Raw genomic sequence first — 23094 nt, forward strand, 5'->3', positions numbered from 1 at the left:
GAAACCAGCATCCTTTTATATTTTATATTATTTTTGAACAAGTATTGTTTCAATTATAACTTCCTTATTTCCTCTGAATACCTTAACACTTATCTTATCCCCAGATTTCTTTCCTTCAAGAAGGTCTGTTATATCAGTTATTTTGGTTACACGTCCTCCGTTAACCTCCATAATAATATCTCCCTTTTGAATTTTGTATTTCTCAGCTGTTGTTCCTTCAACAACCTCAACTACTCCAAGACCAACTGGAACATTATACTGTTTAGATCTTTCTTCATCAATTAGGAATGTACGAACTCCAAGGAAAGGCTTATCTACCTTACCATAGTTCATTAGAGTATCTATTATAGGTTTTGCTGTATTAATAGGCATAATATAAGAACCGCCTTCAAGTGCCATTAGCTTATTATTAATTATACCTATGACACTTCCGTATTCATCTATAACAGCACCTCCACTGTTACCCATAGTTAAAGTCATGTCTGTTTGATATAGACGCATAACTCTATCGTCAACCTTAATTACCTTATTAACACCACTAATAACACCAAGAGTTAGTGAACCTGAAAACTCCTCCCCTAGAGGATTTCCCATGCCAATTACACTTGCTCCTGTTTTAATTTTATCCGAATCTCCAAATTTTGCTGCTGTAAGATTTTCAACATTAATCTTAAGTATTGCAATATCACTTTTATAATCTTCCCCTACCACTGTAGCAGGAACTCTTTTCCCGCCTGATAAGGTAACCGTTATACTGTCAATATTGTGGATAATGTGTTGATTTGTAACAATATACCCTCTTTTATCAAAGATAATTCCTGAACCTAAACTTCCTCCAGTAGCCTCTTCTAGCCAGTTTTTATGTGTTTCGCTTATACCAACTATACTTGGACCTACCTTTTGGGCAATCTTAGCTATACTTCCATTTAGAATACTTTCTGATTGCTTTTCTTCAAACTTTTTAATTTTAGCATCTATTTCAACTTTGTATTCATGGTTTACAAAATAAGCTCCTGTAGCACCTCCAATTAGTGCTACCACAAGACCTATTAATATAAATTTAAGTCCATTTGGAATTTTCTTAGACTTTTGAGGCTCTATATACTTTACGCCACTTTCCCACATGGTTGACTCAACTTTTTTCTCGTCTTTATCCCCACTAGTCAAATAAATTCACTCCTAACTTGTTATAGATGTTTAGCATCCCTATACTAAACCTTACCCTTAAATTATATAGAGTTAATTTTAAGAAATTATGAATAATCCTTAAATATACATCTAACTTAATCGTTATTTATAATATCAAGGGTAAAACTAAACGTATTTCCTCTTTGATTTGACTGTGCCCATATTGTTTGTCCGTGCTGATTTAGTATTTGTCTTATAATTGAAAGTCCAAGTCCAACTCCACTTTCTCTTTGACGGGCCTTGTCTACCTTATGAAATCTTTCCCATATATACTTAATTTCTTCCCTTGGAATAGGCTCTGAGGTATTAAATATACTTACAAATACTTTTTCTCCCCTAGCCTCACACATTATTTCTATAGCTCCATTTTCTCTAGCAAACTTAATTGCATTATCTAAAAGATTAGTTATAACCTGATTAATTCTATCCCTATCTCCCTTAGCTATTACTCCCTCTTTAAGAAGAATAATCTTGATATCTAAGTTCTTTTGGTTAATTCTCTCCTCAAACTTAATAACACATTCACTTATAAGTTCATTAAGCTGAAAATGTCCCATATTCATTGAAAACTCACCTGACTCTAACTTTGCAAGGTCTAATAGGTCATTAATTATCCTCATAAGCCTTTTACTTTCACCATTAACAACCCTAAGATATTTTTCCCAGTTATCCTTATCAATGGTTCCATCTATCATTCCCTCTACAAAACCATTTATAGAAGTCATAGGAGTTCTAAGTTCATGTGATACATTTCCAATGAAGCTTCTTCTCATATTTTCTAGATTTTCAAGTGAATCTGCCATAGAGTTAAATGAATCAGCAAGTACTCCTATTTCATCACTTGACTTAATATTAACCCTATTGTTAAACTCTCCACTTGCTATTTGTCTAGCTGTTTTATTTATACTACTTAGTGGATTAATTAGTATTCTCTCTGATATATAATAAACAATAAACGCACACACAATAATAGCTAAAAAGGCTGATGTCCAAATAGCTAAAAACACATTCTTAAGGGTTTCTTGAAGTGCTACTAAAGAAGAATTTAGAAATACTGAAAATGTAACATTGTTGCTTATTTCTATAGGCATACCAACAGTCATTACATAGGAAGAGAATATATCTGAGAATTTACTAGACCTAACTATCTCTTCCCCCTTCATAACCCTTTGAAGTTCTTCTTTAGAAACAAATATATCCTCCTCTTCAGATGAGGTGGTATCTGCTGCACCTACTATGTATCCGTAGTTATCATATACTGAAATTTTAGTATCAGTAAGATTCTCTATAGTTGATATTTGCATCATCATATCTGTTTTATTGATTTTTTTACTTGCATAATCCTGGACAACCGTTTTAACGTGGCTTCCTTCAGTTATTAATGCCTTTTTTTTATCACTATAATAATATTCATAAAACCATACTGACAAAAATACTGATACAACTATATAGGAAATAACTATAACTATAAAATAGGTACTCATAAGTTTAGAAAAAAGACTTTTTTTCATTTTATTTCACCTCGAATTTATAGCCAACTCCCCAAACAGTCTTAATTCCCCACTCATCATTTTCCTTAAGTTTTTCACGTATTCTCTTAACGTGAACATCAACTGTTCTAGAGTCACCTGGGTAATCATATCCCCATACCTTATAAAGAAGCTGATCGCGTGTAAATACCTTATTAGGGTTTGAAGCTAAAAAGTTAACTAAATCAAACTCCTTAGGTGGCATATCAATATTAGACCCCTTATATATAATTGTATATGAATCAGGGTCTACTGTAAGATCCCTATATTCTATTTTGCGACTTTGTTCCTGTGGCTTATACCTTCTTAGTACTGCTCTAACCCTTGCAACAAGCTCCTTAGTTTCAAATGGCTTAACAATGTAATCATCTGCACCAAGTTCAAGGCCTAAAACCCTATCAAATGTTTCACCCTTTGCAGTTAGCATAATTACTGGTACCTGTGATGACTTTCTAATTTCCTTAAGTACCTCATAGCCATCCTTACCAGGCATCATAATATCAAGTACTATAATATCTGGTTCTACATCCTTAAAAATCTCAACAGCATCATTTCCATTATGTGCTTTAAAAACTTTATATCCTTCCTTTTGGAAGTAAAGTTCAACTAATTCTGAAATATTAATATCGTCATCTACTAATAGTATTTTCGTATCTAACATACATAGTCCCCCAAATTAAAAATTTTCTTACCTATTATAAATACAATTTCTTAATATTATTATAATGTAAATTCATAGCATTGTAACCCATAATAATTCATATGCAACTTATAATATGTGAAGTTGCAATTTCGCCATCAATTTACGAATTTTTTCCATTAAACTATGATACTTTTATAACAATATGAAATTCTACTTAAACTTTATTGCAAAATCCCTTCAATTCCGCTTGTTACCAACCTTATTTTGTGGTAATATAACTTATAGAAAAAATTTGAAAAGGGTGATTATGGGATGAACGCAAGAGAGCATATTAATGAAGTATTTGAAAAAGTAGTTAAGAGAAACCCTAATGAACTTGAGTTTCATCAAGCAGTTAAGGAAGTACTTGATTCACTAATACCAGTACTTGAGAAGAATCCAGAATATATAAACCTTGGAATTATCGAAAGATTAGTTGAACCTGAAAGACAAATATTCTTTAGAGTTCCTTGGGTTGATGATAAGGGCATAGTTCAAGTTAATAGAGGATTTAGAATCCAATTTAATAGCGCTATAGGACCATACAAGGGAGGACTTAGATTCCACCCATCAGTTAATGCTAGTATTATTAAGTTCCTAGGATTTGAACAAATATTTAAAAACTCACTTACAGGTCTTCCAATAGGAGGAGGTAAGGGTGGTTCTGACTTTGATCCTAAGGGTAAGTCCGAGGGAGAAATCATGAGATTCTGCCAAAGCTTTATGTCAGAATTACACAGACATATAGGACAATTCACAGATGTTCCAGCAGGAGATATCGGTGTTGGAGGACGTGAAATCGGATATATGTTTGGACAATACAAGAAACTTGCTAACCAATATGAGGCTGGTGTTTTAACTGGTAAGGGATTAACTTATGGTGGTTCACTTGTAAGAACTGAGGCTACTGGGTACGGACTTGTTTACTTTGTTGATGCTATGCTTAAGGCTAAGTCACACTCATTTAAAGGTAAAACAGTAGTAATCTCTGGTTCAGGAAATGTTGCTATTTACGCTACAGAGAAGGTAACAGAGCTTGGTGGTAAAGTAGTTGCACTTTCAGATTCATCAGGATACATCTATGATCCAAATGGAATAAACCTTGTAGATGTTAAGAGAATTAAGGAAGTTGAAAGAAAGAGAATTTCTGAATACGTTAAAACTCATCCAACAGCTAAATTCGTTGAGGGATGTAAAAATATATGGGACGTTAAGTGTGATATTGCACTTCCATGTGCTACACAAAACGAAATTGATGAATCTTCAGCTAAGAAACTTGTTTCTAATGGAGTAATTGCTGTAGGGGAAGGTGCTAATATGCCTTCAACTCTTGAAGCCACTGAAGTATTCCTTAAAAATGGAGTTCTATTTGCACCTGCTAAGGCTGCAAATGCAGGTGGTGTAGGTACTTCAGCACTTGAAATGTCACAAAACTCTATTAGATATTCATGGACTTTTGAAGAGGTTGATGCTAAGCTTCACCAGATGATGGTTAGTATATACGAAAATGCTAGTGCTGCAGCAAATGATTATGGATTTGGAGATAACCTAGTAATAGGTGCTAATATCGCTGGATTCGTTAAGGTTGCAGAGGCTATGAAGGCCCACGGTATAATCTAACAAATTAAAAATAAGGGCATCTCAATTGAGATGCCCTATTGTTATGTAAAAAAATATAATTGTTACATTATTAGGGTTCTATATGACTTTAATGTAAATATACTTTATAATATTAAGTAATACTAATAGGAGGAACTTTCATGGGAAGATTTTTTAAGTATATAATAATTTTCTCTTCAATTATCGCCATATCTATTTATATACTTCCAGTGACTTTTAAAGATAAGCTTGAGCCAATCTTTCTAAATAGCGAAACAAAGGGGACTCCTACATATGATGTATCTGAATATAAGGATTATTACAATGCAGTACGCTCATCGATTAAGAATCTTGAGCCTAGTATTAACATAGTTTTTAGAGATAACTATCTAAATGAAGATAGAGATAAGATCCTTTCACATGCAAACGATCTTATAAGAACCCTAGGTCCCGGTAATTATATCCGTAAATACTCGATTACACACAAGAAATCATCGGTTTATGAATACTATACAATTACCTATAACTACGAGAAAGATCTTTCAGAAATTAGAAATCAAAATGAGGAAGTTGATAAGTCTATTAAAAATATTGTTGGTAAAATTATTACCCCTAATATGAGTGACTTCGAAAAAGAAAAGGTAATACATGATTATATAGTTAATAATACAAGATATGATAATGATAATTTCGAAAAGAATACTACCCCTATAGAGTCACACACTGCCTATGGAGTATTCAAAAACAAAACAGCAGTATGTGAAGGCTATGCTATAGCAATGAAAAAAATGCTTGATGAGGCTAATGTTGAATCTATTATTGTTATAGGTAAGGCTGATAATTACGACCATGCCTGGAATATGGTTAAACTTGAAGACGGATGGTATCATGTAGACCCTACTTGGAATGACCCTGTTTATAAGGTTAATAATAAAGTTATAGATATAATATCCTATGACTACTTTAATCTAAGTGATAAAGAAATTATGAAAGACCATTCATATGAGAAGAAAAACTACCCCGAGGCAAAGGGAGGTAAGTTTACATATAAAAAATAGAGGCTACCCAAGTGGGTAGCCTCTATAATTATCTACATAAAATACTAAGTATATATTATTCAAATAATGCACTAATTCCAGTGTTTTCATGTATTCTCTTAATAGCCTCTGCAAATACATTAGCAACTGTTAAGCTCTTAATCTTATCAACCTTCTTGCCATCAGTTAAAGCTATAGTATTTAGAACATAAAGTTCTTTAATAGCAGATTCATTAATTCTTTCTATTGCAGGTCCTGATAGTACTGCATGTGAACAACACGCATATACATCCTTTGCTCCAAGCTCCTTAAGGGCGTTAGCAGCATTAGTTATAGTCCCTGCTGTATCTATCATATCGTCAAGTAGAATTACATTCTTCCCCTTAACATCTCCTATAACATTCATAACTTCACATACATTAGCACGTGGTCTTCTCTTATCAATTATAGCTATTGAAGCATGTAGCTTATCAGCAAACTTTCTAGCTCTTGTAACTGAACCAAGATCAGGTGAAACTACTACAACCTCATCATCTGTAAGACCCTTAGCTTCAAAAGTCTTAGCAAGAATTGGTGCTCCAAGTAAGTGATCCAGTGGTATATCAAAATATCCTTGGATTTGAGCAGCGTGTAGATCCATTGTAAGTACTCTATCTGCACCTGCTGCTGAAATTAGGTTAGCAACAAGCTTTGCTGTAATTGGATCTCTTGCCTTAGCCTTTCTATCTTGTCTTGCATATCCATAGTATGGAATAACCGCAGTTACTCTACCTGCTGATGCTCTCTTAAGTGCATCAATCATAATAAGAAGTTCCATAAGGTTGTTGTTTACCGGTTCACAAGTTGATTGTATAACGTAAACGTCACTTCCTCTAACTGTTTCCTTGATATTAACACATATCTCTCCATCGCTAAATGTAGCAACCTCTGCATCTACTAGGTCTGCTCCTAAGATATCTGCTATTTCCTTTGCAAGTTCTGGATTTGAGTTTCCAGCAATTAATTTAATACTACCGCCATGTAACATCATCTCTGCTCCTCCTAAGTTATTTCTTATTTCTTCTTTTTTCTGCCCAGCCTTCTTTAATAACGTCCCTACTACGTCCTATAGCTAAGGCTCCATCTGGAACATTAGTTGTAATAGTTGAACCTGCAGCTGTATATGCCCCATTACCTACAGTTATCGGCGCAACAAGGTTAGTGTTACATCCAATAAAAGCATTGTCCTTAACAATAGTCTTGTGCTTCTTCTCACCATCATAATTAACAGTAACAGTTCCACATCCAAAATTACAATTTTCTCCGACTTCAGAATCACCTACATAAGTTAGGTGTGAAATCTTAGTTCCATCTCCGATTGTAGACTTCTTAATCTCTACAAAGTCTCCAATCTTAACATCCCTTCCAATAACACTATCTGGTCTTATATATGCAAATGGCCCTATTTTAGCCGCATCCCTAACTTCACTATCTACAATAACTGATGTTTGGATTTCAACACTATTTCCTATAACTGAATCCTTGATTCTTGTGTTATGACCAATAATGCAGTCCTCGCCTATTGTAGTTTTTCCTTCTATAAAAGCACCTGGGTAAACTATAGTATCACGTCCTATTGTAACCTCTGACTCTATATATGTGCTTAATGGGTCTATAATTGTAACTCCTTCGTCCATAAGGTTTTTAAGGATTCTCTCCTTCATTGCCTTAGCAGCTGTTGCTAACTGGTCTCTTGAGTTAACAGCCATAAACTCCTTAAAATCTGTTTTATATGCTAAAACCTTCTTACCTTCATTCTTAAGTATTTCAATAACATCCGTTAAGTAATATTCTCCCTGAGCGTTGTTATTGTTAATCTTCTTAAGAGCTGATACAAGGTCCTTAATCTCAAAGCAGTAGTTAGATGAGTTAACTTCAGTTATCTCTCTTTCCTTATCTGTTGCATCTTTATGCTCAACGATTTTTTCGATTTCGCCTTTTTCATTTCTAACAATTCTTCCAAGTCCAGTTGGATCCGGTGCATTAGCAGTTAGAATTGTAGCCGCTGAACCATTTTCCATATGGTATTCAAATACCTTAGAAATTGTTTCTTTAGTTATAAGAGGACCATCACCTGCAAGAACAATTACAATACCATCCTTACCTTCTAAAAATTCTTCACAGCACATAACAGCATGACCTGTTCCAAGCTGCTTATCTTGGAAGGCTGTCTTAACCTTGTCCCCTAGGTGCCCCTTTACAACATCTGCCTTGTGACCTACAACAACAACTGTATCCTCAGCATTCGCTCCTTTAACAGCATCTATTATGTAATCAACCATTGATTTTCCACATACCTTGTGCAGAACCTTAGGCAGCTTTGACTTCATTCTTTTGCCTTCTCCAGCTGCAAGTATTAAACCATAGCAAGCTTTCATAATTAACAGCACCTATCCTTTCGTTTTGAAATTCTGTAAAATTTTCATTATATTAACCTATTTTATTATATTGCATAAGGTATTTTTATTCAATGCAAAATACCCTAAAATAACAAAAAATAAATATATATATGCCTACTTTTGTAATATTAGAAGATGACCTCATTGTAATATTATATTATTTGCATTTTAAAGCATTTTAATTTACGTATTTTAAAATTTTCAAAATAAAAAAGGGAAGCTAACAGCTTCCCTTTTTTATGCTTCCTCTACGACTTCGTCATCTGATAATAACTTAGCCTTTTCATATTCATCAAGAATAGAATTTTGTATCTTTTCTCTAGTATCAGTGTTTATTGGATGAGCAATATCCTTAAACTCTCCCTCTGGAGTTTTTCTACTTGGCATCGCAATAAATAGACCATTTTGTCCATCTATTACTTTAATGTCATGTACTACAAACTCGTTATCAAACGTAACAGACACAATAGCCTTCATTTTTCCTTCATTTGATATTTTTCTGATTCTAACATCGGTAATTTGCATACCTTAATCACCTCCAAGTCACTTAATACTAAATATTCTACATATTTGAATAAATTCCTTCTTGATTATTTAAAATTTTCAAAATATTTTATTTTTCTATAAACTTTTCGCTTCCTCTTACACTAACTATTCTTTCTTCAGGGTTAATTTCGTCGATTGATAGTATAGAAACATAATCGTTAAATACTTTTTTTCCTGATGGGTCTGATTCTATTAAGAATCCTACTCCTTCAACGCTGCAATCGAATTCTCGTAGAAGGTCAATTATACCAACTGCAGTTCCCCCTGCTTTTATAAAGTCATCTATAAATATACACTTACTTCCTGGCTTAATAGATCTTTTAGAAAGACTCATAGTTTGAATTCTTCCTGATGAACCTGTTACATAGTTAATACTAACAGTTGAACCTTCAGTTATCTCCCCATTTCTTCTAACTACAACTAAAGGTATGTTTAGTGCTGTTGCAACCGCCATAGCTATTGGAATTCCTTTTGTTTCAACAGTTACAACATAGTCAGCATTCTTATCTATAAATTTATTTGCTAGTATAATTCCTAATTTATTAACTATTTCTGGTGAATAAAGAATATCGTTTAGGTATAAAAACCCTCCCGGTATAATTCTTGACGGGTCATTTATTTTGCTGCATACTGACTCTACAAATTCACTTTCTAGCCTCTTTGACATTCCTGGTATATATCTAACTCCACCAGCTGCTCCTGGTATAGTTTCAATGTATCCACATTCAAGCATTTCAACTACTTTCTTTACAATTGTAATATCTTCACTTAATGTTGATCTTGCTGATCCGAAAATCTCCGAAAAGTATCCTAAACTAATTACTTTGTTAGGCTTGTCTGAAAGAATTTTAAAAATTGCAGCTACCCTTTCTTTACGATGTAAACGTTCCATAGAAATCACTTCCCATTCCATATTATTGGTAAAATAAGACCTAAAAATTATTATATATAATAAAAAAAATAACAAATCGAATTAATCTAATTCTAAATTAAAATATTAATTTTTTCAAATGTTTTTAATATTCTCATGTCAATTTTAAGTCTAGCAACATATATTGTTAATGGATTATAAAAATAATATACTTTGTTTTTCATGTAAATCAAAGTATATATAATTAATTTATATAATATGATATAATTTTTACAGTTAATGTTCATAATTTAGAGATAAGTATTTTTTAGGAGTGAAATTGATGTTTAACTTATATGAGGACAAGAATAAGAAGGTTCATTTTATTGGAATAGGCGGAATCAGCATGAGTGGACTTGCTGAGGTTTTATTATATAACGGATATACTGTTTCAGGGTCTGACAGGGCAGGGTCTAACCTAACTGATAAACTTGAAAGACTTGGAGCAACAATATACATAGGACATGACAGCTCTAACATAAATGACTGTGACTTAGTTGTTTATACAGCTGCTATATCAGAGGATAACCCAGAGCTTATGAGAGCACATGAGCTTAAAATAGATCTTATGGATAGAGCTGATTTTCTTGGTAGTATAATGAAGGACTACTCAAGGGGAATTGCTGTTTCAGGAACACATGGCAAAACAACTGTAACAAGTATGGTATCTACTGTACTACTTCACGCAAAACTTGACCCAACTATAATGGTAGGTGGAGTTCTTGATTTAATAGACGGTAATGTAAAGGTTGGAAACAGTGAATACTTTGTAACTGAAGCATGTGAATACAAAAGAAGCTTTCTTAAGTTTAATCCTAATATAGGGATTATACTTAACATAGATGCTGACCACCTTGATTATTATAAGGATATTACTGAAATTGAAGATACATTTGTAGACTTTACAAAGCTTATACCAGATAGTGGTCTACTTATTGGATGCGCTGATGACTCAAGGGTTGAGGCAGTCCTTTCAAAGGCTAATTGCCCAAAAATTCTTTACGGAATTGAAAAAGGTGATATTATAGCATCTAATATAGAGTATAATTCACAGGGACTTCCTTCATTTGATGTTCACCACACAGGTGAATACATTGGTAAGTTCTCACTATCAGTTCCAGGACGTCACAATGTTCTTAACTCACTATCAGTTATAGGACTTTCACTATTCCTAGGTATAGATATTGAAGTTATAAGAGAAGGTCTTACTCTTTTCCATGGAACCCATAGAAGATTCCAAAAGAAGGGGACTAAAAATGGAATTGAAGTAATTGATGACTACGCTCATCACCCAGCTGAAATTAAGGCAACTATTCAGGCTGTTAAAAACTACCCTCATAAGAAGGTATACTGTATATTCCAGCCACACACATATACTAGAACAATAACACTATTTGATGAGTTTGCAAGTGCATTTGATGGACTTGATAACCTTATACTAACAGATATATACGCAGCACGTGAAAAGGATACAGGAATTGTAAGTTCTAAAATGTTATCCGATGCTGTTAAGAAAAATGGTGTTAACTGCACATATATTAAAGACTTTGATGATATACTAAGCCATATTAAGGGAGAACTTAAGGAAGGTGATCTTCTAGTTACAATGGGAGCTGGAGATGTTTATATTATCGGGGAACAATTTCTTAACTAACTTAAAATAGTAATTTATTCAGGCTGTTGACTTTGTCAGCAGCCTTGTTATGAAATAGGAGGTAAACTATGAATTCAGTTGCTTTTTCAATGTTTGGACTAGATGTTAGATGGTATGGAGTTATTATATCTACTGGTATGGTACTTGGAATACTAGTTGCTATGTACACATCTAAGGTTCGCAGAGTTAATTTTGATAATATACTTGATGGTCTTATTATTGCTATTCCAGCAGGTATAATTGGAGCAAGGCTTTACTATGTACTTTTTAATCTACCCTATTATATTGATAATCCTTCTGAGATAATTAATATACGTGAAGGTGGACTTGCTATACATGGAGGTATAATATTTGGACTTCTAGCAGCTTACATATATACTAGAATTAAAAAGCTTGATATGTTAAAACTACTTGATGTATGCGCTCCATCAATAATACTTGCACAGGCAATAGGACGCTGGGGAAACTTTTTCAACATGGAGGCACATGGTGGAGAGGTTTCAAGGGAGTTTATATCTAAGTTCCCTGAATTTATTCAAAGGGGAATGTTTATAGATGGAACATATTATCATCCAACATTCTTATATGAATCAATATGGAATCTATTAGTATTCTCACTATTAATTTATATGATTTATAGAGTTAAGACTAAGGGAGTTATATTCTTTACTTACTTTGGATTATATTCAGTTGGAAGATTCTTCATAGAAGGACTTAGAACAGATTCACTTATGGTTATGGGACTTAGAACTGCTCAGATTGTAAGTCTTATAGGTATAGTTATTTGGATAGGATATTTAATATACGCATATAAATTTAAAAAAACCAAATAAAATAGGCTGCAATTAAGCAGCCTATTTTTTATTTAATATTCTTAACAAAGTCTTTGTACTTACCCTTAAATATAACCGAATCATGGGTGGATATGCAGTGCACTAAAAGTCCTAATCTTCTTGAAAACCTCTCCCCATCCCCTGTTACATTGTCAGTTATTATATAATCTATTCTCTGTGCATATTCCCTATAAATATTAGCCGCACCCTGAAGAAGCCTATTTGTAATTCCAAGTCCTCTATAATCCTTATTAACTACAATACATGAGAGAAACATATTGTCTCCCTTTGAAATTTCATTTAATGGAATAATGTCATTATGCGTTAGATTAGAATCATTATATACTCCCCTGTCTATAAGTGAGTATACATTTTCTTTAATAGGAAACATATTAATAAATCCTACTATCTTCCCATCTACCCTTTCAATATATAAACTATGTGGATGGTGCTTATACCACAAATATGCCTCACTATATGGTGTTATAAACTCCTCACTATAATACCTTTTCTCTAGGTTTTCCATTTCAATAAAATCTTCTACTGTAAGCATTCTACACCTTCCCTTTAAGCCTATTTATAATTCGAATACTAATTATACTCTATATTATAAAATAATTAGATATTTTTTACACAATTAGTTGCTTTTGCAATTAACTTAGCATAAACTAGTTGTAAAAGCAACTATATTAAGGGGGATAAATTTTGAATAACTATGCTAATATCGGTAAGGATATCTTTGTTATAGATAAATACTTTAAGCTGCACTTTAAAACTGAGCTTAAGAAGTATTCATTAAATACTGCTGAGGGAATGGTTCTTCTAGCACTTTATGAGGGAGATATGAAAACAGAGGGTGAAATTTTCCTATCTATTCATAAATGTAATATGGGAATGACACAGGAACAAATAATCGATGTGATTCACTATGATAAGGGCGTTATGGCAAGAACTATGCAGTCACTTGAAAACAAGGGATATGTTATAAGAAATCAAAACCCACAGGATAGCCGCTCATTTATTTTCAGTCTAACTTCTAATGCTAAAGAGTTTAAACCAACTCTTATTAACATTCTTAAAGACTGGACAATAAAGCTACTATCAGGCATTGATAATATAGATTATATTAAGGATGCCCTAAGTAAAATGAAGGATAATATTATGAAATAAGAGGTGACTTATGGAAAGCAATAAAGGATCTAAATTAGTCCTTGTTATGCTTGTTTATCTAGCTGGTATATTCATGGGTGCAATAGATACAGGAATTTTAACTCCTGCACGTGTTATTATTCAGTCAGACCTATCAGTTGATGCACAAACTGGTATTTGGATGATAACAATCTATACACTGGCATATGCAGCTTCAATTCCTATAATGGGAAAACTAGCCGATACATTTGGACGTAAATATATTTATATAATTAGTATTTCACTATTTGGACTAGGTTCACTACTTTGCGGCTTATCACAGAGCTTCGAAAGCTTCCCTATGCTAATAATCTCAAGGGTTATACAGGCAATAGGGGGAGGCGGTATTGTACCTATAGCAACAGCTGAATTTGGTACATCATTCCCTGAGGAGAAACGTGGAATGGCACTTGGCTTAATCGGTGGTGTATATGGAGTTGCTAATATTTTCGGAGCTTCAGCTGGTAGCCTAATACTTGATATATTCGGAAGCCATAACTGGCAATATATCTTCTACATTAACATCCCAATTACAATCTTTATTATAATTGCAGGGTTTATTGTACTTGATAATAAACGAGATGCTGTTGTAGCTAAGGTTGATATTCTTGGTATATTAACGCTAACAATAATGATACTCTCACTATTATATGGTCTTAAAAATATAGACTTTTTTAACTTTATTACAAGTGTTAAAACAAACTCTGTATACCCGTTTTTATTGATATTTATAGTGCTTCTACCTATGTTTATATTAGTTGAGAAAAAAGCAGCAGACCCTGTTATGAATCTAAAATACTTTACTAATAAAAATATATTAATAACACTTGTTGTTTCCTTCTTAAGCGGGGTTGTTCTTATGGGAATTATATTTGTTCCACAGCTTTGTGAAAACCTTCTTAAGATGACATCTGGTTCAGGTGGATATCTTGTTATAATACTTGGAACATTTGCAGGTATTTCTGCACCTTTTTCAGGAAAACTTGTTGATAAACTTGGTCCTAAAAAGGTTTTATACACAGGATTCCTACTATCAATGTGTGGTGCCTTGTTCTTAATATTTGTAACAACAAATAACCCAAGTCCTGTAACAGCATTTATAACACTAGCCCTTATAGGTTCTGGTATAGGATTTACAATGGGTCCACCACTTAATTATATGATGCTAGAAAACACAAAGGATAGTGAATCTGCTAGTGCACTAGCTACTCTTTCACTTGTTCGTTCAATAGGAACTGCCCTTGCCCCAGCTATAATGGTTGGATTTATCGCACATGCAGGTGCCAACGTACAAGATAATATAATGAAAATACTTCCAAGTGAAGTGAAGGTTCCACCACTTGCATATAGCACAGAAATTACAAATACTATTAATGACCTTAAAAAGGATCCGACCCTTCGTGATAAGTTAAAGGATATAAACTTACCTGACTTTAAGTCACTTGAAACAATAGATATATCAGGTTCTAAGGATTCTGATTTTAAAATATCACCTGAACTTATTACCCTAATGCAGGATAGTGATGTAACAACAGTAACCGAAAACTCAAAAACACTATCTAAAGCAATGTTTGATGAAATGACTCCAAAACTTATTCAGGACATTCAATCAGGTATACAAAAGGGAATTGACGGAACAACTACTGCACTAAATGAAATAAAAAAAGCTAAAAAGGATATGAGTAGTGGTGAAAATGGTATACAGTCCGGAATTAAGGGCATAGAGTCTGGAATTAAAGGACAAGAAGCCGCACTTAAAAATCTACGTGACTTATACCCTATGCTTAAACCACTTGAAACAAGACCACTACCACCTAATATGAGTATAGCCGATGTTATTCCACCGAATATTAAACCAAATATTCCTCCAAAGTCACTTGAGGAGCTTAGTAAAATAAAATCCCTTAATGATTACAAGAATAAAATATTCTCACTTGAAGCATCAATTAAAAAGCTTAAGGGTGAAAAATCTAAACTTGAAAGCCAAAAACTTAAACTTAAAAATAGTATTGGTGAAATTAAAACTACCGAGGGTAAACTAATTAATCTTAACACTAAAATGAAGGCATTATATAATAGCATTCCAGAATCATTTAATAATGCCAAGGAATCCTATTTAAAATCAATTGATAGTGTAAGTTCTAATCTTGAATCTACCTTCCAATCAACGTTAAACAAGGGCTTTATAAATATATATCTAACAACCCTAATATCATCAATACTTGGCATAGCATTCCTTATATTCTATAACCAAAATAAAACTAAAAAGGTATAACCAAAAGCCCTGCTAAATGCAGGGCTTTATATTATTATAGCTTGTATCTACGCTTTTTAATAAGACTTGATAACTCTGTAAGTTCATCCTTAGATAACTCATTAAGTCTTTCAAGCTTATCTAAATACATAGAAGTAGTTTCATCTTCATTTTTCTTTTTAAATTCATTAAAATAACTAACAACTATTCCTGGTATTAGAGCAACTATTAAAATTCCATACATAGATAATATAACAGTTAATATTCTTCCAACTGTTGTTACTGCAACCATATCTCCAAATCCAATAGTTGTTACAACAGCAAAGCAATACCATAATGCATTAGAATAACCCTGAATATCTGGTTCAACAAGTCCTATAAAAAATGCAATAATAGCTAAAAATCCAATAAAGCCTAGAAATATCTTATCTCCATCAACACTTCTAAGTACATTCCAAAGTAATTTAATTTTTCTCATATAACCACCCTTATTAAAGTATGATATTATTTTACCATCCTTTTTACTAAAAAATTAAAATAAAAAAAGAATGTGCATACCACATTCTTAAAATTGTTATAGTGTATATGAAATTATAAATCCTAAAACTCCTGATAATATTAAACCAATATTATCAATACATACTGATATATCATGGGTTTTAGTTAATTCTCTCTCGATTTTTGTAGCCTCTAGGGTCATATTCGCATCATACTGGGAATCTACCCCACCTGATGATAAATTAAGCGACATCGGATTTCCCTTAACCGACAAGGAAAGTCCTACAATTAAAACAATAATAGATACAACAAACATAACATCCTTAAAAGAGTACTTAAATAAGTATCCTCCTCCTAAGGAGACTAAAACTATACAAGCTAGCAACCCTGATGCAGCAATTAAATTTTTAATAAACTTTACCTTCACTTTAAACACCACCTTTAGTTCATTATATATTAAAAACAATTTTTTTACTACATTTCCCATTAAAGTAAAATAAAAAAAGAACCCCTTAGGGTTCTTTAAATTATTGAAGCTTGCCGTGGCTAAGTTTTTTCTCTACTATTTCAATTTTAAATTCTCTTTCATAGATTCTAATAGCTGCCTTTTCTCTTTCAGTTACAAGGGAAATTGTACATCCACCCTTATTTCCTCTAGCAGTTCTTCCAGCTCTATGAAGGTATTCTCCTGAATCCCTTGGGAAGTCAAGATTAATAACATGGGTAATATCAGGTATATCAAGTCCTCTAGCTGATACATCAGATGAAACTAAAACCTTAATCTTACCACTTCTAATAGAATCCATAGCCTTTTGTCTATCTTCCTTACTAATCTTCTTATGAATACTTAGTGCAGGAATGTTATGGAAGTTAAGTTTTTCTGTAACAAGATCAACTTCCATTCCCTTGTTAACAAATACAAGGGCTTTATCTGGGTCAACAGCTGATATAAGCTTTCTAACTCTTTCCGCCTTATCCCTATTATCTACTTCAATATACATATGCTTAATATTAGGATTAAGTGTAGCCTTACCCTCTGCACCAACCATTACAGGGTCCTTCATAAATGAATTAGCATTATTTAATGCCTTACCTGTCATTGTAGCTGAGAATATAAGTAGTTGTGTATCTCTCATAGCAGACTTAACAATATCCTTAACAGCTTGAGTATTAGTATTGTCTAATAGATTATCCCCTTCATCTATTACTATTGTATTCAGTGTATGTGCTGTTATCTTCTTCTTCTTAATAAGGTCTAGCACTCTTCCTGGAGTTCCAATAATAATATGTGGCTTTGTTTCCTTGATTTTTTTGATTTGCTTCTCTATATTAACATCACCTATAACTGCAAGACTTGTAATAGGCATCTCATCAGATGCGAACATCTTAACAACAGCTGATGTCTGCATAACAAGTTCATGTGTAGGTGCTAAAATTAACGCTTGAGTTTGTCTCTTTGTTGTATCTAGGGATTGTACTATAGGACATACAAATGCTAAAGTCTTTCCGCTTCCTGTATGAGACATACCTATTAAATCCTTACCTTGAAGAATATGCTCAATAGCTAATTCTTGAATTTCTTTAGGATCTGTTATCTCATTATTATTAAGACAATTAATAATATAATCATTAAGACCAAGTTCTTTAAATGTTTTCATAATCTTCTCCTTAGATAGTTAGTTTAAAAAGTATAAAAAAAAAGAAGCTTAAAAAGCTTCTATTGGTCGGGGTGACAGGGATCGAACCTGCGACCTCATGGTCCCAAACCACGCGCGCTCCCATCTGCGCCACACCCCGTGACTACAATAATTATTATATGTCAGATGTATTTAAAAGTCAACACTATTTCTAAAAAAAAATAAAAATTTATTTTTAGATTAATTTAAGGAATTATAATTAATTGTTTAAAATTTCTTAATATTTTGGGTATATACTATAAATATAAAGAAAAACAATTTGCTTTTAAATCGGCGGTTATTCATTAGTGGTTGGGTACTTTTATAGCGTAGAGTTATTTTATATTTATTTGATATTATCTTTTTTATTTTTCCCACTATGACTTAATTGTCTTTAAAATAGAACCAACAAATTTTGTTGGTTCTATTTTTATTGTGTTTTAAGTTATCTACTAACCTTTTTTGCTTGGTTTTTCGTTCTGTTTGTTTTTGGCTTCCTTTTGAAAATAGATAGGAACTTAGCATAAAGCTCAAACCATTTTCTGTACTTTTTAAATTTCCTTCTCTGATTTAAATCAATAACTTTTACCCTATTTTCCATAAGTTCAGCCTCCTTAAGGATTAATTTCTTATAATTACTATTAATTTAACCTTTTGACCTTTTCTTTAATTGTTTGTATTTCGTATGATTCTTCCTTATTAGATTTCTTATTTTTAACTCTTAAAACAAGATTATCATTACCTGTATAGTATCCATCTAATACAATATATTCAGGTCCATTAAATTTCTCCATTATTTTCTTACATATTAGCTCTTTACTATATGATGAGTATATATAAAAGGATGATTTATCCTTTGAATTAACCTTACAGCTAATGGTTTCTCCTGTATTCGATACCATATTGTATTCTACAGTTCCACCTTCAAAATAATCTATGGCATCAATCCCTATACTACTACTTTCGCTTTCTTTACGTATACCAGCTCCTCCACTTCCCTCTGCATCAGAGGTTAATGTGGAATTAATTTGAAATAATTTCTCTGCTATTATAAGAACATTTCCACTAGGTGTATTTGAAGCAAATAACATATGCTTGCCCTCACCTGAAATTGCAGCTGAATGCAATGAAGTTCTATCTATTTCAACCTTATGCTGAGGCTGTATACTTGATTCAACCAAAAGAAAGTTTGGAATTTCAGTTAAACTAACAACAGGATCCTTATTAGTGCTTCTTCCTTCCCTAACATAAAACCCTGGATTATTTGCCTGTGCATCTAAATAGAAGGCAATTTCACTTCTTTCTCTAATATTATCTATTACAATTTTTCCATTTTCATTCTTAATGCTATATATCATATTAATAATAGCGTAATAAGGTTTTTCTATTGAAGCTTCAATAATATCAACATCAGCCTCCATAGCATCACCTACATGTTCAATTTCCTTTAAATTGTAGCCTAGAATTTTAGGAGATTTCTTTTCGCTAACTGGCTTCTTCTCAAGGGCCTTCTTAGATAAAAACCCCCTACCCTGTTCATCTTCTCCTCTAGCTAGAAATTCTAGATATTTCTCCATCATAGATTCTGCTTCTTCTACTTCCTTCTTCCTATGTTCTAATTGCTGCTTCTCATCCTTACCACTAGAATTATCATCTCCTTCACAGCTAATTAATCCAAAAGAAAATAATATTATTAAAAATATTGATAATAATCTTTTCAATTACCACACCTACCTTCTTCTATTAATATATAGTTTGGTAGGTAATGCTTAATTTAATACATCATATATTGAAATTCCCTCATTTTTTAGTAATTTATCGAATAAACTTATATGAATACTAATTAGGAGGTACATAATTGATAGATGTATTTAAGATTTGTGCAGTTTTTATTGGCACTATTATCGGTGCCGGACTGGCATCAGGTCAAGAAATACTCCAATTCTTTGCAGTATATGGCTATAAAAGTTTTATTGGTATTGGAATTTGCTGTGGACTTTATGTGTTTTTCTCAATTGTCATTGTTTCTTTATGTTATAAGCATAAATTTAAGTCCTATAATGATATGGCTTTATACGTTCTTGGGGATAAGTTTGGCCGTGTAACGGATCTATTTTTAACATTTTTTATTTTTGCAGGAAATACAATAATGATATCCGGCGGAGGCGCTATGCTTAATGAGTTCTTAGGCCTTAATAAGGCTGTTGGAATAATTTTAATGGCTCTATTAAGCTTTCTAGTTACCTCACTATCAACTAAGGGTCTTATAGCAACTAATCTTATAGTTGTGCCACTTTCAACTCTTATGATAGTTTTAATAGGAATATTTACATATAAGTATAATCCTGACTCTATATCCAATATTATAAATGTAAATCCTATACAAGGGAAGAGTGGTTTTTTGTCATCTAGTGTACTCTACGCTTCATTTAACCTTATACTTGCAACTGGTGTTATTTGCCCACTTGCCATAGAAATTAAAAGCCGTAAAAAATTTATAACTGGATGTATTCTTGGAGGGGTTATTTTAACCCTACTTGCAGTATGTATTAACTTTGCACTTTTAGCTTATTATCCTAGTAGTTTTAATAGCGAAATACCTACACTATACATAAGTAAGAAGTTTAGTGGTGTATTTATGCTAATGCTAACAGGTATCATCTGGCTTGAAATGTTTTCAACAGAAATTTCTAACCTATATAGTCTTGGGAAAAGAATGGAACACTCATTTAAAATATCCTATACAACATCTGTACTTATTATAATTCTACTTTCAATTCCTGTTGCCTTTGTAGGTTTTTCAAATTTAATTAGAATACTATACCCTCCATTTGGAGCAATAAGTCTAATCTTCCTTATAGGATGTTTAACTAAAACCTTTAAAAAAGACAATCGAAAAATGATAATTGGAGATAAAAAAGCCTCAAATCACTAGTTTTTTCAATATTTTTTATAGTATTTGATTTTTTTTAATGATTATCACCAGTAAATGTTATAAAATAATATAGTAACTATTACTATGAGGTGATAACTTTGAAAAAGAAGATAATATATATACTTTTTACAATCATAGCTATTATAGGACTCTCCTATTTAGCTATTACACTTTTTACATCTAAAACACTTAATAATTCAATTATATTAGATAGGAAAACAACAAAAGAGGGAACTGAAATTACGGTTTACCATTCTGGTAAAACTAAAACTCTAACAGCTCCAAAAGACATGGAAATAAAGGCAGCACCCGCCTACAATATAAAATCAAGTAGAGGTAAAATACTAAACATTGCTCCGTCAAAGTATTATTCAGGTAAAATTCTTGCTATAGATGGTAACCTAATAACACTTAATGATGCAAAAATTGAAACAACATCCTCTACAAAATACTTTAAGGTTCAAGGCACTGAAATACATGAAATATCTAATAAATCTCTAATTCCAGGATATCAAGGCTATAGATTTATTATGGATAAAGATAATAAGGTTAAATTTGTTTTGTGTAGCATACCTAAAATCAATAGAATTAGAACACTAATATCTAATTCTGACTATACAAGTACAGACCATAAATTTATTACTTTTACATTTGAAGGGGATACTGAAATAAAGTCTCCAGACTTTAATTATAAGTTCCTTCCTAATGACTCACTTACTGCAAGTATTGATGGAAATTCAATTAAATATACATTAACCCGAGGTTCATCAAGTTCTGTTATAGGAATATCATCCTCACGTGTTGAGTTTATTCAAGGAGATTCACTTAGAATATCCATTCCTTCAAATACTAGAAGTAACGGATACATTCCTGCCTACTATGGAAGCTTTGAAATGTATCCATCTAAAACAGGAATTAAACTTATTAATGAAACTTATATAGATAATTATCTTAAGGGAACTGTTCCTTCAGAAATGCCATCATCAGGTGGACTTGAGGGATACAAAATCCAAGCTGTGGTTTCAAGAACCGCTGCATTTTATAGTATACTTTCAAACAACTATTCAAGTATGGGAGTTCATGTTATAGATTCTGGGGAAAACAAGTACGAATCTATGATTACAAACTCACAATCTGAGGATGCTATTGAATCAACCTCAGGTGAAATTATAACTATAAATGATGAAATTATAGATGCTAAGTTCTACTCAACTTCTCCTGGTTTTGGAGCATCCTATGATGATGTATTTGGAAAGGTAGTACCAGGACGTGACTATTTAGTTTCACAGTCATTTGATTCATCAGGAGAAACTAACCATAGTGATGAGCATGATATTACATCATACCTTAAGGACTGGACAGTAAATGCCTATGATTCAAACTCTCCACTATTTAGATGGAAGTATTCAATAGAATACTCAGACCTTAGCAAACTAATTAACTACAACGTAAAAAGAATATATGATAAAAATCCTAAGGCTATATCAAAGAAGGGATACCTATTTTATAAGTCAGTGGATCTTAATAAGGAAAAGGTAGGTAAGGTTCTTGATATTTCTATATCTAAGAGAAGTAACTCAGGTATACCAACTGAGATTATAATCCAAGGTGAAGAATCAACATATAGGGTTAGTGGAATTGATAATATAAAAACACTTTTAATACCTGAAGATGGATTCGAACTAACTACAATATATGGAAAGCCTACTGAAAATTCTAAGTCAATTCCATCATCATTCTTTACAATAGAAAAGAACATGGTAGGAGAAAAGTTTAAATCATTAACTATATACGGTGGTGGAGAAGGCCACGGTGTAGGACTTAGTAAATATGGTGCAATCGGTCTTTCAAGACAGGGTAAATCATATAAGGAAGTTCTAAAAACCTTCTATAAGGGAGTTGAAATCTCTAATATAAACAAGGAATTTAGACTTGAAGTAGAAAATAGAAAGTAAAGTTAAGGCTATTAAAAAGCAGATATTCTGCTGATTTTAATAGCCTTTTAAATTACTTATATTTTTTAATATATCACTACAAAATCTACTATTTATACCAACTATGCATATTACATAATCTATGTAATATGTTAAAATTCCTAAAAAACAAAAAGAAGTTACCTCAAATAAA

21 protein-coding genes and 1 tRNA gene are annotated in these 23094 nt (G+C 32.4%); 8 read left to right on the forward strand and 14 right to left on the reverse strand.

Going from position 1 to position 23094, the window contains the following annotated elements; all coding sequences use genetic code 11:
* Positions 1 to 27: 27 nt before the first annotated feature.
* The 3 genes from RR539_RS07650 to RR539_RS07660 all read right to left on the reverse strand — a co-directional run bounded on the left by RR539_RS07650 (position 28) and on the right by RR539_RS07660 (position 3378).
* Positions 28 to 1167 carry a S1C family serine protease gene (locus RR539_RS07650; RefSeq protein WP_332473914.1) on the reverse strand — a complete coding sequence of 380 codons (1140 nt, stop codon included), beginning with the start codon at positions 1165 to 1167 and terminating at the stop codon, positions 28 to 30.
* Between the two features lie 116 nt (positions 1168 to 1283).
* A complete protein-coding gene (locus RR539_RS07655; RefSeq protein WP_332473913.1) occupies positions 1284 to 2699 on the reverse strand; it encodes a sensor histidine kinase in 1416 nt (471 codons plus the stop codon).
* 1 nt (position 2700) lies between these two features.
* Positions 2701 to 3378 (reverse strand): response regulator transcription factor, encoded by a 678-nt coding sequence (locus RR539_RS07660; protein WP_332473912.1) that lies wholly within the window; start codon positions 3376 to 3378, stop codon positions 2701 to 2703.
* A gap of 294 nt (positions 3379 to 3672) precedes the next feature.
* On the opposite strand from RR539_RS07660, the gene gdhA reads away from it, so the two are divergent.
* Entirely contained in the window at positions 3673 to 5019 is a 1347-nt protein-coding gene (gdhA, locus tag RR539_RS07665) for an NADP-specific glutamate dehydrogenase (protein ID WP_332473911.1), read from the forward strand.
* A 140-nt stretch (positions 5020 to 5159) separates the two neighbouring features.
* A complete protein-coding gene (locus RR539_RS07670) occupies positions 5160 to 6056 on the forward strand; it encodes a transglutaminase domain-containing protein (protein ID WP_332473910.1) in 897 nt (298 codons plus the stop codon).
* Positions 6057 to 6111: 55 nt separating this feature from the next.
* On the opposite strand, the gene RR539_RS07675 is transcribed toward RR539_RS07670, so the two are convergent.
* The 4 genes from RR539_RS07675 to purR form a co-directional block, all read right to left on the reverse strand.
* Complete coding sequence (locus RR539_RS07675) at positions 6112 to 7065, reverse strand: ribose-phosphate diphosphokinase (protein ID WP_332473909.1); 954 nt, start codon at positions 7063 to 7065, stop codon at positions 6112 to 6114.
* A gap of 16 nt (positions 7066 to 7081) precedes the next feature.
* A complete protein-coding gene (glmU, locus tag RR539_RS07680; RefSeq protein ID WP_332473908.1) occupies positions 7082 to 8452 on the reverse strand; it encodes a bifunctional UDP-N-acetylglucosamine diphosphorylase/glucosamine-1-phosphate N-acetyltransferase GlmU in 1371 nt (456 codons plus the stop codon).
* A 258-nt stretch (positions 8453 to 8710) separates the two neighbouring features.
* Complete coding sequence (gene spoVG, locus RR539_RS07685) at positions 8711 to 8998, reverse strand: septation regulator SpoVG (RefSeq protein WP_332473907.1); 288 nt, start codon at positions 8996 to 8998, stop codon at positions 8711 to 8713.
* An 88-nt stretch (positions 8999 to 9086) separates the two neighbouring features.
* Complete coding sequence (gene purR / locus RR539_RS07690; RefSeq protein ID WP_332473906.1) at positions 9087 to 9911, reverse strand: pur operon repressor; 825 nt, start codon at positions 9909 to 9911, stop codon at positions 9087 to 9089.
* Positions 9912 to 10209: 298 nt separating this feature from the next.
* Here purR and murC point away from each other — a divergent pair, with 298 nt between their 5' ends.
* On the forward strand, positions 10210 to 11583 hold the full coding sequence (murC, locus tag RR539_RS07695) for a UDP-N-acetylmuramate--L-alanine ligase (protein WP_332473905.1): 1374 nt from the start codon (positions 10210 to 10212) through the stop codon (positions 11581 to 11583).
* Positions 11584 to 11651: 68 nt separating this feature from the next.
* Positions 11652 to 12416, forward strand: coding sequence for a prolipoprotein diacylglyceryl transferase (gene lgt / locus RR539_RS07700; RefSeq protein ID WP_332473904.1), 765 nt, complete (start codon positions 11652 to 11654; stop codon positions 12414 to 12416).
* Positions 12417 to 12444: 28 nt separating this feature from the next.
* Here lgt and RR539_RS07705 read toward each other — a convergent pair whose 3' ends face one another.
* A complete protein-coding gene (locus RR539_RS07705; protein WP_332473903.1) occupies positions 12445 to 12969 on the reverse strand; it encodes a GNAT family N-acetyltransferase in 525 nt (174 codons plus the stop codon).
* A gap of 152 nt (positions 12970 to 13121) precedes the next feature.
* Here RR539_RS07705 and RR539_RS07710 point away from each other — a divergent pair, with 152 nt between their 5' ends.
* Together RR539_RS07710 and RR539_RS07715 are read left to right on the forward strand one after the other, a co-directional pair.
* Complete coding sequence (locus RR539_RS07710; protein WP_332500306.1) at positions 13122 to 13586, forward strand: MarR family winged helix-turn-helix transcriptional regulator; 465 nt, start codon at positions 13122 to 13124, stop codon at positions 13584 to 13586.
* Between the two features lie 10 nt (positions 13587 to 13596).
* Positions 13597 to 15879, forward strand: a complete 2283-nt coding sequence (locus tag RR539_RS07715; RefSeq protein WP_332473901.1) for an MFS transporter — start codon at positions 13597 to 13599, stop codon at positions 15877 to 15879.
* 34 nt (positions 15880 to 15913) lie between these two features.
* Here the strand turns inward: RR539_RS07715 and RR539_RS07720 are convergent, their stop codons facing one another.
* The 6 genes from RR539_RS07720 to RR539_RS07745 form a co-directional block, all read right to left on the reverse strand.
* Entirely contained in the window at positions 15914 to 16336 is a 423-nt protein-coding gene (locus RR539_RS07720; protein ID WP_332473900.1) for a potassium channel family protein, read from the reverse strand.
* Between the two features lie 96 nt (positions 16337 to 16432).
* On the reverse strand, positions 16433 to 16783 hold the full coding sequence (locus tag RR539_RS07725; protein ID WP_332473899.1) for a hypothetical protein: 351 nt from the start codon (positions 16781 to 16783) through the stop codon (positions 16433 to 16435).
* 100 nt (positions 16784 to 16883) lie between these two features.
* Positions 16884 to 18014, reverse strand: coding sequence for a DEAD/DEAH box helicase (locus tag RR539_RS07730; protein ID WP_332473898.1), 1131 nt, complete (start codon positions 18012 to 18014; stop codon positions 16884 to 16886).
* Positions 18015 to 18077: 63 nt separating this feature from the next.
* Positions 18078 to 18153: transfer RNA gene (locus RR539_RS07735), tRNA-Pro, on the reverse strand.
* A gap of 324 nt (positions 18154 to 18477) precedes the next feature.
* Positions 18478 to 18633, reverse strand: coding sequence for a hypothetical protein (locus tag RR539_RS07740; RefSeq protein WP_332473897.1), 156 nt, complete (start codon positions 18631 to 18633; stop codon positions 18478 to 18480).
* A gap of 40 nt (positions 18634 to 18673) precedes the next feature.
* Positions 18674 to 19753: a hypothetical protein gene (locus RR539_RS07745; protein ID WP_332473896.1), complete on the reverse strand. Its 1080-nt coding sequence runs from the start codon at positions 19751 to 19753 to the stop codon at positions 18674 to 18676.
* Between the two features lie 137 nt (positions 19754 to 19890).
* On the opposite strand from RR539_RS07745, the gene RR539_RS07750 reads away from it, so the two are divergent.
* Together RR539_RS07750 and RR539_RS07755 are read left to right on the forward strand one after the other, a co-directional pair.
* Positions 19891 to 20967, forward strand: a complete 1077-nt coding sequence (locus RR539_RS07750; RefSeq protein WP_332473895.1) for a YkvI family membrane protein — start codon at positions 19891 to 19893, stop codon at positions 20965 to 20967.
* Positions 20968 to 21065: 98 nt separating this feature from the next.
* Positions 21066 to 22922, forward strand: a complete 1857-nt coding sequence (locus RR539_RS07755; protein WP_332473894.1) for a SpoIID/LytB domain-containing protein — start codon at positions 21066 to 21068, stop codon at positions 22920 to 22922.
* The last annotated feature ends 172 nt before the right edge of the window (positions 22923 to 23094 follow it).

The organism is Clostridium sp. (assembly GCF_036639235.1).
Lineage (GTDB): Bacteria > Bacillota > Clostridia > Clostridiales > Caloramatoraceae > Clostridium_AB.